12 protein-coding genes are annotated in these 11,730 nt (G+C 70.3%); 10 read left to right on the top strand and 2 right to left on the bottom strand.

Features of this window, described 5'->3' with window-relative positions:
* Positions 1 to 61: 61 nt before the first annotated feature.
* Positions 62 to 502: a DUF4190 domain-containing protein gene (locus tag DW306_RS10075; RefSeq protein WP_136055467.1), complete on the bottom strand. Its 441-nt coding sequence runs from the start codon at positions 500 to 502 to the stop codon at positions 62 to 64.
* A gap of 144 nt (positions 503 to 646) precedes the next feature.
* Between DW306_RS10075 and DW306_RS10070 the strand changes: the two genes are divergently transcribed.
* The 9 genes from DW306_RS10070 (at position 647) to DW306_RS10035 (ending at position 9,442) form a co-directional block, all read left to right on the top strand.
* Complete coding sequence (locus tag DW306_RS10070) at positions 647 to 961, top strand: DUF2277 domain-containing protein (RefSeq protein WP_136055466.1); 315 nt, start codon at positions 647 to 649, stop codon at positions 959 to 961.
* A gap of 241 nt (positions 962 to 1,202) precedes the next feature.
* On the top strand, positions 1,203 to 2,246 hold the full coding sequence (locus DW306_RS10065; protein WP_136055465.1) for a response regulator: 1,044 nt from the start codon (positions 1,203 to 1,205) through the stop codon (positions 2,244 to 2,246).
* Positions 2,246 to 3,235 (top strand): ATP-grasp domain-containing protein, encoded by a 990-nt coding sequence (locus DW306_RS10060; RefSeq protein WP_136055464.1) that lies wholly within the window; start codon positions 2,246 to 2,248, stop codon positions 3,233 to 3,235. Before DW306_RS10065 ends, DW306_RS10060 begins: the two co-directional genes overlap by 1 nt.
* Positions 3,232 to 3,945, top strand: coding sequence for a PHP domain-containing protein (locus tag DW306_RS10055; protein ID WP_136055463.1), 714 nt, complete (start codon positions 3,232 to 3,234; stop codon positions 3,943 to 3,945). Before DW306_RS10060 ends, DW306_RS10055 begins: the two co-directional genes overlap by 4 nt.
* Positions 3,945 to 5,432, top strand: a complete 1,488-nt coding sequence (locus DW306_RS10050; RefSeq protein ID WP_136055462.1) for a glycosyltransferase — start codon at positions 3,945 to 3,947, stop codon at positions 5,430 to 5,432. The genes DW306_RS10055 and DW306_RS10050 overlap by 1 nt, the downstream gene beginning before the upstream one ends.
* On the top strand, positions 5,429 to 5,572 hold the full coding sequence (locus tag DW306_RS21290; RefSeq protein WP_168429283.1) for a hypothetical protein: 144 nt from the start codon (positions 5,429 to 5,431) through the stop codon (positions 5,570 to 5,572). The genes DW306_RS10050 and DW306_RS21290 overlap by 4 nt, the downstream gene beginning before the upstream one ends.
* Positions 5,569 to 5,916: a response regulator gene (locus DW306_RS10045; protein ID WP_136055461.1), complete on the top strand. Its 348-nt coding sequence runs from the start codon at positions 5,569 to 5,571 to the stop codon at positions 5,914 to 5,916. The genes DW306_RS21290 and DW306_RS10045 overlap by 4 nt, the downstream gene beginning before the upstream one ends.
* Complete coding sequence (locus DW306_RS10040) at positions 5,913 to 7,706, top strand: ATP-binding protein (RefSeq protein ID WP_136055460.1); 1,794 nt, start codon at positions 5,913 to 5,915, stop codon at positions 7,704 to 7,706. Before DW306_RS10045 ends, DW306_RS10040 begins: the two co-directional genes overlap by 4 nt.
* A 47-nt stretch (positions 7,707 to 7,753) precedes the next feature.
* Complete coding sequence (locus DW306_RS10035) at positions 7,754 to 9,442, top strand: ATP-binding cassette domain-containing protein (RefSeq protein WP_136055459.1); 1,689 nt, start codon at positions 7,754 to 7,756, stop codon at positions 9,440 to 9,442.
* Positions 9,443 to 9,445: 3 nt separating this feature from the next.
* Here DW306_RS10035 and DW306_RS10030 read toward each other — a convergent pair whose 3' ends face one another.
* Positions 9,446 to 10,531: an FAD-dependent oxidoreductase gene (locus tag DW306_RS10030; protein WP_136055458.1), complete on the bottom strand. Its 1,086-nt coding sequence runs from the start codon at positions 10,529 to 10,531 to the stop codon at positions 9,446 to 9,448.
* Positions 10,532 to 10,606: 75 nt separating this feature from the next.
* On the opposite strand from DW306_RS10030, the gene DW306_RS10025 reads away from it, so the two are divergent.
* Positions 10,607 to 11,722 carry a GuaB3 family IMP dehydrogenase-related protein gene (locus DW306_RS10025; RefSeq protein WP_136055522.1) on the top strand — a complete coding sequence of 372 codons (1,116 nt, stop codon included), beginning with the start codon at positions 10,607 to 10,609 and terminating at the stop codon, positions 11,720 to 11,722.
* Positions 11,723 to 11,730: the final 8 nt, after the last annotated feature.

The following is an 11,730-nucleotide window of genomic DNA, read 5'->3' as shown; positions in this document are numbered from 1 at the left end:
ACCCCGACAGGAAGGGACCGGATGCTGTCCGCATCCGGTCCCTTCTTCGTACTCCGCGGGGTCAGCCGCAGGTGTAGGTGACGCCGTTCACGTCCCACACGCCCGGGCCGAGCTCCGCGCACGTGCCGATGACGCCGCCGATCACGGTCACGAACAGGATGATTCCGATGATCCAGAGCAGCGTGAAGACGGCGCCGACGATGATGCCGGCGATCGCGAGGCCCTTGGGCGCCCCGGCCTTTCCGAGCTTGACGGCCGCGACGATGCTGAGGATCAGGCCGACCGGCGCGGCGACGAAGGCGAGCACGAGGCCGATGATCGACAGCACGCGTCCCGGGGGCGACACGGGGGCGGACGCGTAGGGGGCGCCGCCGTACGGGGCGCCGCTGTTCGGAGCGGGCGGCGCGTAACCGGCCGCGGGATCCGCGGGTGCGTCGTTCCAGGCCGGGGGAGTCTGTGCGGATGGATTCTGCGGGGAGTCGGGGGGTGGGGGAATCGTCATGTCTCTCTCCTCTTCCAGGGAGACGGCGGATCGGCCGTCGCCGGTTCTCGTAGCCAGAGCGTAGCGAGCCGCGTGTCGATCGCACCATCCTGTCGACCCGATAGCCCTCTTCCGTCCGTCGTCGGCCCGGCGTAGCGTGCCGGTATGTGCCGCAACATCGTGCCCCTGAACAACCTCGAGCCCGCCGCGACCGACGAGGAATGTCACGACGCCGCCCTGCAGTTCGTCCGCAAGATCGCGGGTACGAATGCGCCGTCGCGCGCCAACCAGGCCGTGTTCGACCGGGCCGTCGCAGAGATCGCGCACGCGGCTCGGCACCTCCTCGATGACCTCGTGACCACGGCCCCGCCGAAGAACCGCGCCGACGAAGCAGCCAAGCGACAGGCCCGGTCGGCCGAGCGGTACGAGGCCATCCGGGTCTATCAGCAGGAGAAGCGCGCCGCACGCGCGGCGTCTTAGCAGCTGACGCACGTGCATCGGGGAGCGTGCGCCCCGTGATCGCGCCGTGCACGCCCTGATCGATAGCGTTGCGCGCGGTGTGCGACGGCTCGCCCTGACCGGCAGCGTCGGGAGGGCGTTCCGATATGCCAATATTTAGGAATAACACCCGCTCGACTTCCCCGAGCTCACGGTTCTGAAGGGTACCGAGAGCACGACGCCAGCTCCACCGGCAGGGAATTCCCCAAGGAGAGCTGCACAAATGGTTGAGGAGTCTCCTCGCGTCCTCGTCGTCGACGACGATCCGGACGTCGCGCTGCTCGTGAAGACGGTACTCGAGAGGCGCGCAGGCTGCATCGTCGACACCGCCGAAGACGGTCACGCGGCGATCGCGCGCATGACCGCGCTGCGCCCCGACGTCGTCGTCACCGACATCGAGATGCCCGGCCTGGGTGGTCTCGAGCTGCTGGCCGAGCTGCGACGCACGAGCCCGAACGTCCCCGTGATCGTGATGACGGCGCACGTCTCCGTCGAGTACGCCGTCTCCGCACTGCGCGCGCAGGCCGATGAGTTCCTCACCAAGCCCCTCGACAACACCAAGCTCGTCGAGGCCGTCACCCGCCTCGCCGCCGAAGGACGACGTCGACGCGAAGAGACCCGGCCCGCGGACGTCGTCCTCGCGATCGGGGCTCACCCGGACGACGTCGAGATCGGAGTCGGCGGACTCCTCGCGGCCCACGCTCATGCGGGCGACGCGATCACCATCCTCACGCTGTCGCGGGGAGCCCGCGGCGGCGACGCCGACAGCCGCCAGAGCGAGTCGCTCGCGGCCGCCGACATGCTCGGCGCCCGACTCTTCGTCAAGGACCTCATCGACACCGAGATCTCGGGTGGCGGGGCCACCGTGCGTCTGATCGAGGAGGTCGTGCAGGAGATCAAGCCGACCATCGTCTACACGCACTCCAGCCACGACCGCCACCAGGATCACCGCGCGGTGAGCGAGGCGACGATCGTGGCCACGCGCCGCGTCGGCACGGTGGCCTGCTACCAGAGCCCGTCGGCGACCATCGACTTCCGGCCGACCCGCTTCGTGCGGATCGACCAGTACCTCGATCAGAAGCTGCGGCTGCTGGAGCGCTTCAGCTCGCAGACCGCCAGCCGCGACTACCTCGAACCCGACTTCGTCACCGCGACGGCCCGCTACTGGTCCCGCTTCGGCGGTGGCAAGGCGGTCGAGCCGCTCGAGGTGGTGCGCGAGACGGCGGAGTTCGTCGGCGCCCACGAACTCACGAGAAGAGAGACCTGATGACGAAGCGCGTTCTGGTGACCGGTGCAGGAGGTCCGGCCGGTGTGGCCGTCATCCGCTCGCTCCTCCGCCGTTCCGACCTGACCGTGTTCGCCGCCGACATGGACGGCTGGGCGAGCGGCATCTACCTGGTGCCGCCGGAGCAGCGGCGCCTCGTGCCGCCCGGACGCGACGCGGACTTCGTGCCCGCGATCGCGCGGATGGTCGCGGAGGACTCCCTCGATCTCGTCATCTCGACGGTCGACGTGGAGCTGATCGCGCTCGCCGAGCGCCGGGACGAGCTGGCGCCGGCCGTGCTGGCCGCGCCCTCCGCCGACACGCTGAACACCGCACTCGACAAGCTCGCCCTCGCCGAGCGCTGCGCGCCGACCGGGCGCACGCCGCGCACCGTCCTCGCCGGACCCGACGCCGAAGGCATCGACTGGGAGTTCCCGGTCTTCGCGAAGCCGCGTCAGGGCGCCGGGAGCCGCGGCATCCGCCTGGTGCCGGATCGTGCGGCGCTCGAGGCCCTGCCGACCGACGAGGGGCTCATCGTGCAGGACTTCCTGCCGGGCGAGGAGTATTCGGTCGACGTGATCGCGGATGCCGCGGGCAACGTCGTCGCCGCCGTGCCGCGTACGCGCGCCCGTGTGGACTCGGGCGTGGCGATCGCGGGGCAGACCGTCCGCGACCCCGAGCTCGAGGACACCGCGGCGGACATCGCGCGGGCCATCGGCCTCGTCGGCGTCGCGAACGTGCAGCTGCGCCGAGACCGCGCCGGTCGCGCGGTGCTGCTCGAGGTCAACCCCCGCTTCCCCGGCGCCCTCCCGCTGACGATCGCGGCAGGGGTGGACATCCCGTCGCTGGTCGCCGACCTGTTCCTCGGCATCGAGCTCCCCGTACGGATCCCCTTCCGCGAAGTCGCCTCGGTGCGCTTCCTGGAAGACGTGATCGTCGAGGTCGACGATCTGCTCGTCTCGGCCCATGCGGGGCACCAGGAGGACCTGTGAGCCACGCCGCGCTGCGCGGAGACCATCACGTGCACTCGACGTTCTCCGACGACGCGGTGTCGACCCTCGCCGAGAACGTCGCGGCGGCCGCTGCGGCGGGGCTGACGACCGTTCGGCTCGTCGACCACGTGCGGCAGAGCACGACCTGGGTGCCGGAGTACCTCGCGGCCGTCCGCGCGCTCGTCGTGCCGGAGGGCCTCACGGTGCTCACCGGGGTCGAGGCGAAGATCCTCGATACGTCGGGCGGCCTCGACATCCCCGTGCTGCCCGAGGGCATCGATCGCATCCTCATCGCGGACCACCAGTTCCCCGGCATCGACGGGCCGCTCGGGCCGACCGCCGTGCGCGAGCGGATCGCCGCCGGCTGGGCTGCGGAAGACGTGCTCGACCAGTTCGTCACCGCGCTCATCGCTGTGATGGGGCGGTACCCGGGCAACCAGCTCGCGCACTGCTTCTCGATCCTGCCCAAGATCGGGCTCTCCGAAGACGATCTCGGAGACGAGCGCATCGCCGCGTGGGCGCGCGCCGCCGCCGAGACCGACACCCTCGTCGAGGTCAACGAGAAGTGGGGGTGCCCCGGCATCCGATCGCTCATGGCCCTGCGGGAGGCCGGAGCCGAGATCGTGGCGTCCACCGACAGCCACGTCGCCTCCGACGTCGGCCGCTACTCGCGCGTCATCGCGCTCCTCGATGGGGAGGACCGCTCGTGATGACCGGCCTCACCTGGCTCGAGACCACGATCGTCATCATCCTGCTGGTCTGCGTCTTCGTGGGAACGCTGCCCGTGATCAACACGGCCCTGCAGTTCCTGACCCTGCCGCTGCATGCGTTCCGCAACCACTATGCGAAGGCGGCACCGTATCACCCGAACGTCGCGGTCCTGATCCCCGCCTGGAACGAGGGGCTCGTCATCGGGCCGGCGATCGAACGGCTGCTCCAGCTCGAGTACCCCGACGGACGGCTCCGGGTCTTCGTCGTCGACGACGCGTCGACCGATGACACACCCGAGATCGTCACGGCCATGGCCGCGACCTACCCCGGCCGGGTCGTGCACCTGCGTCGTGACAAGGGCGGCGAGGGCAAGGCGCACACGCTGAACCACGGACTCGACGTGGTCCTCGCGGATGCCTGGACCGAAGCCGTGCTCATCATGGACGCCGACGTCATCTTCGCCCGCGACTCGCTGCGCAAGCTCAGCCGTCATCTCGCCGACGACAAGGTCGGCGCGGTCACCGCGTACATCGCCGAGGGCAGCCGCGACCGCAACTACCTCACGCGCTTCATCGCGATCGAATACGTCATCGGGCAGCTCTCGGCCCGCCGCGTGCAGAACGTCGGCGGTGCGATCGCCTGCCTCGCCGGCGGCGCACAGCTGCACTCCCGCGCGAACCTCGAGGCGATCGGCGGACGCATCCCGACCGGCACCCTCGCCGAAGACACCATGACGACGTTCGAGGGGCAGCTCAAGGGGCGGCGCATGGTGTTCGAGCCGCACGCCGTCGTGCTGGCCGAGGAGCCGCGCACGGTCGACAGCCTCTGGAAGCAGCGCCTGCGCTGGGCCCGCGGCAATGTGCAGCTGACCTCGATCTACCGCAAGCTGTGGTTCCGACCGAGCCGCCTCCACAACCTGGGCAGCTTCTCCTTCGGTCTGGCGTGGTTCACCATCCTGCTCCTGCCCGCGTTCATGCTCCTCGCGGCGACGGCGCTGCTCGTGCTGCTGGTGCTGCACAGCGACATCGCGGAGTTCGTGTTCCGCTTCATGTGGGTAGCCGCGGCATGCATCTACATCTTCTCCATGCTGTATGCCGCCCAGCTCGACCCGCGCATCGGCCGCCAGTCGTGGCGCGAAGTCATCATGTTCCCCGGCCTCGGAGCGCTGATCCTCATGGCGATCGCGCTCTTCCCGTGGCTCTTCGAAGACGGTCTGACACAGCTCGGGTTCGCTCTCACCGACGAGAACCGATTCGTCTGGGCCGTGATCTTCTACCTCTGGGGGCCGATCTCCATGCTCGGCATCTGGCTGGCCCGCGCGGTGGAACCCCTACCGGGCGGACGGTTCTTCGCGGGACTATTGCTCTACGTCTGCGGATACGGCTCCCTGCTGTGTGCGATCACCGTGGACTCGTACATCAAGGAATGGCGTCGGGCCGACGCCTCGTGGATCAAGACCGAGAAGATCGGACGGGTCGACTCATGACCGAAGCGCCGTCGCAGGACGTCGAAGCACAGGAGATCGCCGCGGATGCTCGACGAGAGCGGAGGCTGATCCCTCAGGCCCTCCTCGCGATCGCCGTCGTCGTCGTGATCGTCGTCGTGCGAGAGCTGCTCCTCCGATGAGCGGGAGGCCGCTGGCCCTCGTCGTCGAGGATGCCGTCGATCAGGCGGCGCTCCTGCGCCGCTACCTCGACCGCGAGGGGTTCGACGCCTTCGTCGCGGTCGACGCGGAGTCGGCGATCGCCGCGTTCGACGAGATCGATCCCGTGCTCGCCGTGATCGACTTGCTCCTCCCCGGGATCTCGGGCCAGGAGTGCGTGCAGCTCGTGCGTGAGCGCTTCCCGGCGTGCTTCCTGGTCATCAGCTCCGTGCTCGATGCCGCGGATTACCCGCCCGCGGATGCCGCGCTGCCGAAGCCGATCACCGGTGCCGACCTGCACGCGATCGTCGAGCGGGTGACGCGGTGAGGGCGACGCCGCTCGATCGCGCCGAGAACCGGTGGTATCAGGTCTTCGACAACCCGAGCCCGCTCGTCAAGCAGGGTCCGACCTTCATCGCCGCCGTCGCCGCCGCACTGCTGACCTGGGTGATCGCGGATCTTCCGGTGACGCACCCGATGGCTCTGGCCGCAGGTCTCGGACTGGTGACAGCCGCGACCCTCCAGGCGGCCGTGTTGACGGCCCGCCGGGTGTACGAGGGATGGATCGTCCTGCTCGTCCCGCTGATCGACATCGTGGGGCTCGGACTCTTCCGCACCGGGACCGGCGGGGCCGGCTCGCTGTTCTCCTCGCTCGTGCTGCTGCCCGTCATCTGGATCGCCGCCGCCCCCGGCATCCGCTGGGTCTTCGTGGTCGGCGGCCTGACCTCCCTCGCGCTGCTCATGCCGTACATCGCCGATCCGCCCCGGAACGATGTCGACTGGCTGCGAGGGGTCGTGGGTCCCCTCGTCTTCGCGGCGGTGGCCGCGGTGATCAACGAGCTGTCCCGGCAGCAGCGCGTGCGGGCGGAGCAGGCCGAGAAGCTCGTCGCCGAGCGCACGTCGGCGCTCTCCGACAACGTCACCATGATCGTGCAGCTGCGGGAGAAGGAGCATCAATACCGCTCGCTCGTCGAGTCGTACGAGGGGCTCTGGTCGTCGATCACCGCTCAGGCGGTCATCGCGACCGATCTGAAAGGCACGATCACCGCTTGGAATCCCGGTGCGGAGCGTCTGTTCGGTCTGACCTACGCCGAAGCCATGGACGACGTGCGCATCGATCGATTCTTCGCCGAGTCGTCTCTCAACTCCCTCGCCGGCGACTGCACCCGCCAGGAGCGTGCGGACGCCGATTCGCCGCTCCCTCCCGGCATGATGGCGCTCTTCGCGCGGGCAGACGACGACGGCGAGAACATCGAGAGCGACGTCGACGTCGTGACGGGGGCGGGCACCTCGGTCCCCGCGCGCGTCACCGTCAGCCCGTACAGGGACGGCGCCGGCACGCAGCAGGGTTATCTGCTCGTGGTGACGGACGAGAGCAAGGCGGTCGAGGTCGCCCGCATGAAGGACGAGTTCGTCGGCATGATCTCTCACGAGCTGCGGACGCCTCTGAGCGCGATCATCGGGTTCCTGGATCTGCTGCAGAACGATCCCGGTCAGCCGCTCACCGACGAGCAGCAGGAGTTCGTCGGCATCATCGAGCGCAACGCCCAGAGGCTGCTGAACCTCGTCGGCGACCTGCTGTTCACCGCCCAGGTCGAGTCGGGGCGCTTCCCGCTGGATCGCGAGGAAATCGACCTCGGCGAACTCGTGCGCTCCGCCGTGGCATCCGCCGGCCCGCACGCACAGCGCGAGGGCATCGAGCTCTCGGCGGAGCTGGCGCCGGAGCCGGTGCGGATGCTCGTCGATGCCGGTCGGATCGGCCAGGCACTCGACAACCTGCTGTCCAACGCGATCAAGTTCACGCCGCGAGGCGGCCACGTCACCACCACGGTGCGGCCCTTCGACGGCGGGGTCGAGCTGTCCGTGCGCGACACCGGTGTCGGCATCCCGGAGGATGAGCAGGGGATGCTGTTCACCCGGTTCTTCCGGGCTTCGACGGCTACGCGCAACGCCGTTCCGGGCGTGGGGCTCGGTCTCACGATCACACGCGCCATCGTGCTCGCCCACGGCGGCACGATGGACGTCTCGAGCCAGGAGGGCGTCGGCACGGAGTTCCGCTTCGTGCTCCCCTCGGCCCCGCGGACCGAGGTGCTGCAGACGCTGAGCCGCGCGGACTGATAGCCTGGTCGGCTCGCTGTTCGCGGGCGGAAGGACGGCCTCGAACAGTGGGCTACATCGATGTCTCCGGAGTGTCGCTGACGCTCCCCGACGGCAGACCGCTTCTCGACGAAGCGACATTCAGGGTGGGCGCGGGCTCGACGAGCGCGCTGATCGGACCGAACGGCGCCGGCAAGACGACGCTGCTGCGCATCATCCGCGGCGACCAGGCCGCCGACGACGGGGTGGTGACGATCGACGGCGGTCTCGGCGTCATGGACCAGTTCGTCGGCCACGGCGAGGCGGGGGAGACGGTGCACCAGCTCCTGGTGCGGGTCGCCCCCGCGCGCATCCGCTCGGCCGCCGATGCTCTCGAAGCCGCCGAGAACGCGCTGATCGAACGCGACGAGCACGACACGCAGATGGCGTACGCCTCGGCCATCGCGGAGTACGCGGATGCCGGCGGCTACGAGCACGAGACCGTCTGGGATCAGTGCACGGTCGCGGCCCTCGGCGTGCCCTACGAGCGTGCCCGGTATCGCGAACTCACCACCCTGTCCGGCGGCGAGCAGAAGCGGCTGGCGCTGGAGGCGCTGCTGCGCGGACCCGACGAGGTGCTCCTGCTCGACGAGCCGGACAACTACCTCGACGTTCCGACCAAGCGCTGGCTCGAGGAGCAGCTGCGGCAGACGCCGAAGACGGTGCTGCTCGTATCGCATGACCGTGAGCTCCTGGCGCGCGCCGCCGACCGGCTCATCACGCTCGAGCCGGGCGGCGCCGGATCCACCGCGTGGGTGCACGGCGGCGGGTTCGCGACCTATCACCAGGCGCGCACCGACCGGATGGACCGGCTCGACGAGCTGCGTCGGCGCTGGGACGAGCAGCACGAGAAGCTGCGCACCCTCGTCGCGAACCTCAAGGTCAAGGCGTCCGCGAACGACGGCTTCGCGTCGCGGTATCAGGCGGCCCAGACCCGGCTCCGAAAGTTCGAGGAGGCCGGTCCGCCCGAGGAGCGCCCGCCGAGCCAGGACTTCGACATGCGCCTGCGGGGCGCCCGCACCGGCAAGCGGGCCGTGGTGGCATCCGCGCTCGAGCTCACCGGGTTGATGAGGCCTTTCGATGCCGAGGTCTGGTACGGCGACCGGGTCGGGGTGCTCGGCTCGAACGGATCGGGCAAGTCGCATTTCCTTCGGCTGCTGGCCCGCGGGGGCAGCGACCCCGACGCGACGCTCGGGCATGTCACGTCCACCGGGGAGCAGCTGACAGAGGTGCCCCACACGGGTGCGGTGACGTTGGGCGCCCGGGTCGTGCCCGGACTCTTCGCGCAGACGCACGCGCACCCGGAGTTCGTCGGGCGCACGCTGCTCGAGATCCTGCATCGCGGAGACGATCGACGTGCCGGGATGCCGCGGGATGCCGCGAGCTCGGCCCTCGACCGCTACGGCCTCGTCCGTCAGGCGCAGCAGACGTTCGAGTCGCTCTCCGGCGGACAGCAGGCCCGGTTCCAGGTGCTGCTGCTGGAGCTCTCCGGGGCGACGCTGCTTCTGCTCGACGAGCCGACCGACAACCTCGACCTGGAATCGGCCGAGGCCCTCGAGAACGCGCTCGCTCGGTTCGAGGGGACGGTGCTGGCGGTCACGCACGACCGCTGGTTCGCGCGGTCGTTCGATCGGTTCCTCGTGTTCGGCACGGACGCCGAGGTCTACGAGTCCGACGTGCCGGTGTGGGATGAGCGGCGAGTCCTGCGCGCCCGCTGAGCGTCAGCGCAGCCGGAAGGCCTCTGCGGCGCGCGCGCCGGGGTCGAGGGCGAGATCCGCGAGGACCGCCCCGATCCCGGTCGCGAACTTGAAGCCGTGACCCGAGAAACCGGCGCCGACCACGATCCGTCCGCGGCGGTCGAGCACGAAGGTGCCGTCGTCTGTCGAGGTGTAGGTGCAGCTGATCGGCACGGCGGATGCCGCGTCGAGGCCCGGCATCCACTCGCGCACGTACGCGGCCAGCGCCGCCTGGTGGGTCGCGCGGTGCGGGCGCGCGTCCGGGTCGACCTCGCCGCCGACGCGGTGGAAGCCCACCTTCACGCCCTCGCCCGGTGTCGGCATGCCGTACACCGTCCCGGGGTACGCCGCAGGATCGATGTAGTGGTTGAACGAGGGCCAGGCGCCATCCGTCCGCGGGGTGAAGTGCGCGGGCGTCTCCTCGGTGACCGTGAGCCGGGGGAGTCCGAGTCGGCCGAGGAGCTTCGCGGTCCACGCGCCGGCCGTGACGACGAGGGTGTCGGCCCGCCGTCGGCCGCCGTCGGCGAGATCGAGGATGATGCCGGCCGAGTCCTCGCCGATGTGGGCGACCGGCGTGCTCCAGCGGACCTCGCCTCCGCCGGCGACGATGCGCCGTTCGAGCTCGACCAGCGCGTCGGCCGCCCGCACGACGCCGGCATCCGCCGACCAGAGCACGTCGTCGTCGAATCGCATGCCCGGCCAGCGGACGGCGGCGTCCGCGGCGGTCAGGACCTCCGCGGCGATTCCCCGCTCGACCAGGCGCGCGCGCACCGACGCGATGTCGACGTCGCCGTGCGTGACCAGCCCGTGCAGGCGCACCAGCGGTTCGCCGCCGACACGACCGAGCGCGTCCCACCCCTCGCGGGACCGCACGAGCAGGTCGAGATAGTGCTCTTCGTCGTACGCGTTGTTGAAGTTGCGCGTCGCGCCGTGCGAGGCCCCCTCGCGGTGCCCGCGGGCGAAGCGCTCGAGAACGAGCGGACGGATGCCGCGCCGCGTCAGCTCCCACGCCGTCGCCAATCCCATGACCCCGCCGCCCACGACGACGACGTCCGCCGGATCCCTGGTCATGCGCTCCTCCTGTGGTCGGTTCCAGTCTCCCAGCCGCAGGCTCGTCCGGGCGCCGGGTAGGCTGGACGGGTGACCATGGAGATCGAGCTCGGCCGAGGAAAGCGCGCGCGCCGCGCGTACACGTTCGACGACATCGCGGTGGTGCCCTCCCGCCGCACCCGCAATCCCGAGGACGTCTCGACGGCGTGGACGATCGACGCCTTCGGGTTCGACATCCCCGTGCTGGGAGCGCCGATGGACTCGGTGGTGAGCCCGCAGACCGCGATCATGCTCGGGCAGCTCGGCGGACTCGGCGTGCTCGACCTCGAAGGCCTGTGGACGCGCTACGAAGATCCCGAGCCGCTGCTGGCCGAGATCGCCGGCCTCGCCGACGCCGACGCGACGGTGCGCATGCAGCAGCTGTACTCCGAGCCGATCAAGCCCGAGCTCATCACGCGCCGTCTCGCCGAGATCCGCGAGGCGGGCGTCACCGTTGCCGGTTCGCTCACCCCGCAGCGCACGCAGGAGCACTACGACACGGTCGCCGCCGCCGGCGTCGACCTGTTCGTCATCCGCGGCACTACGGTCTCGGCCGAGCACGTGTCGAGCGTCGACGAGCCCCTGAACCTCAAGAAGTTCATCTACGACCTCGACGTGCCGGTGATCGTCGGCGGCGCAGCCACCTACACCGCCGCCCTGCACCTCATGCGCACAGGCGCCGCCGGTGTGCTCGTCGGCTTCGGCGGGGGAGCGGCGTCGACGACGCGCGCCACCCTCGGCATCCACGCGCCGATGGCGACCGCGGTCTCCGACGTCGCCGCTGCACGTCGCGACTACCTCGACGAGTCCGGCGGACGCTACGTGCACGTCATCGCCGACGGAGGCGTCGGCACGTCCGGCGACATCGTCAAGGCGCTGGCGATGGGAGCGGATGCCGTCATGCTCGGCGTCGCGCTGGCCCGCGCCACCGATGCGCCCGGTCGCGGATTCCACTGGGGTCCCGAGGCGCACCACCCGAAGCTGCCGCGCGGCCGTCGCGTCGAGGTCGGCGGCATCGGCACGCTCGAGGAGATCCTCTACGGCCCCGCGCCCGTCGCCGACGGCACCGCGAACCTCATCGGCGCGCTGCGCAAGTCGATGGCGACGACCGGATACTCCGACCTCAAGGAGTTCCAGCGGGTCGAGGTCGTCCTCGCTCCGTACGAGGCCTGAGGTCCCGC

Origin of the sequence: Microbacterium sp. K24 (genome assembly GCF_004794465.1) — a bacterium.
In the GTDB taxonomy this organism is placed as follows: Bacteria; Actinomycetota; Actinomycetes; order Actinomycetales; family Microbacteriaceae; genus Microbacterium.
The sequence above is the reverse complement of the archived record's forward strand: the minus strand, read 5'-3'. Positions and strand labels throughout refer to the sequence as shown.

Bases quoted from the DNA above. Each gene is read 5' to 3' on its own strand.
- DW306_RS10050 (WP_136055462.1), top strand. From the start codon at position 3,945: ATGACCGGCCTCACCTGGCTCGAGACCACGATCGTCATCATCCTGCTG.
- DW306_RS10065 (WP_136055465.1), top strand. From the start codon at position 1,203: ATGGTTGAGGAGTCTCCTCGCGTCCTCGTCGTCGACGACGATCCGGAC.
- DW306_RS10045 (WP_136055461.1), top strand. From the start codon at position 5,569: ATGAGCGGGAGGCCGCTGGCCCTCGTCGTCGAGGATGCCGTCGATCAG.
- DW306_RS10060 (WP_136055464.1), top strand. From the start codon at position 2,246: ATGACGAAGCGCGTTCTGGTGACCGGTGCAGGAGGTCCGGCCGGTGTG.
- DW306_RS10030 (WP_136055458.1), bottom strand. From the start codon at position 10,531: ATGACCAGGGATCCGGCGGACGTCGTCGTCGTGGGCGGCGGGGTCATG.
- DW306_RS21290 (WP_168429283.1), top strand. From the start codon at position 5,429: ATGACCGAAGCGCCGTCGCAGGACGTCGAAGCACAGGAGATCGCCGCG.
- DW306_RS10075 (WP_136055467.1), bottom strand. From the start codon at position 502: ATGACGATTCCCCCACCCCCCGACTCCCCGCAGAATCCATCCGCACAG.
- DW306_RS10025 (WP_136055522.1), top strand. From the start codon at position 10,607: ATGGAGATCGAGCTCGGCCGAGGAAAGCGCGCGCGCCGCGCGTACACG.
- DW306_RS10070 (WP_136055466.1), top strand. From the start codon at position 647: ATGTGCCGCAACATCGTGCCCCTGAACAACCTCGAGCCCGCCGCGACC.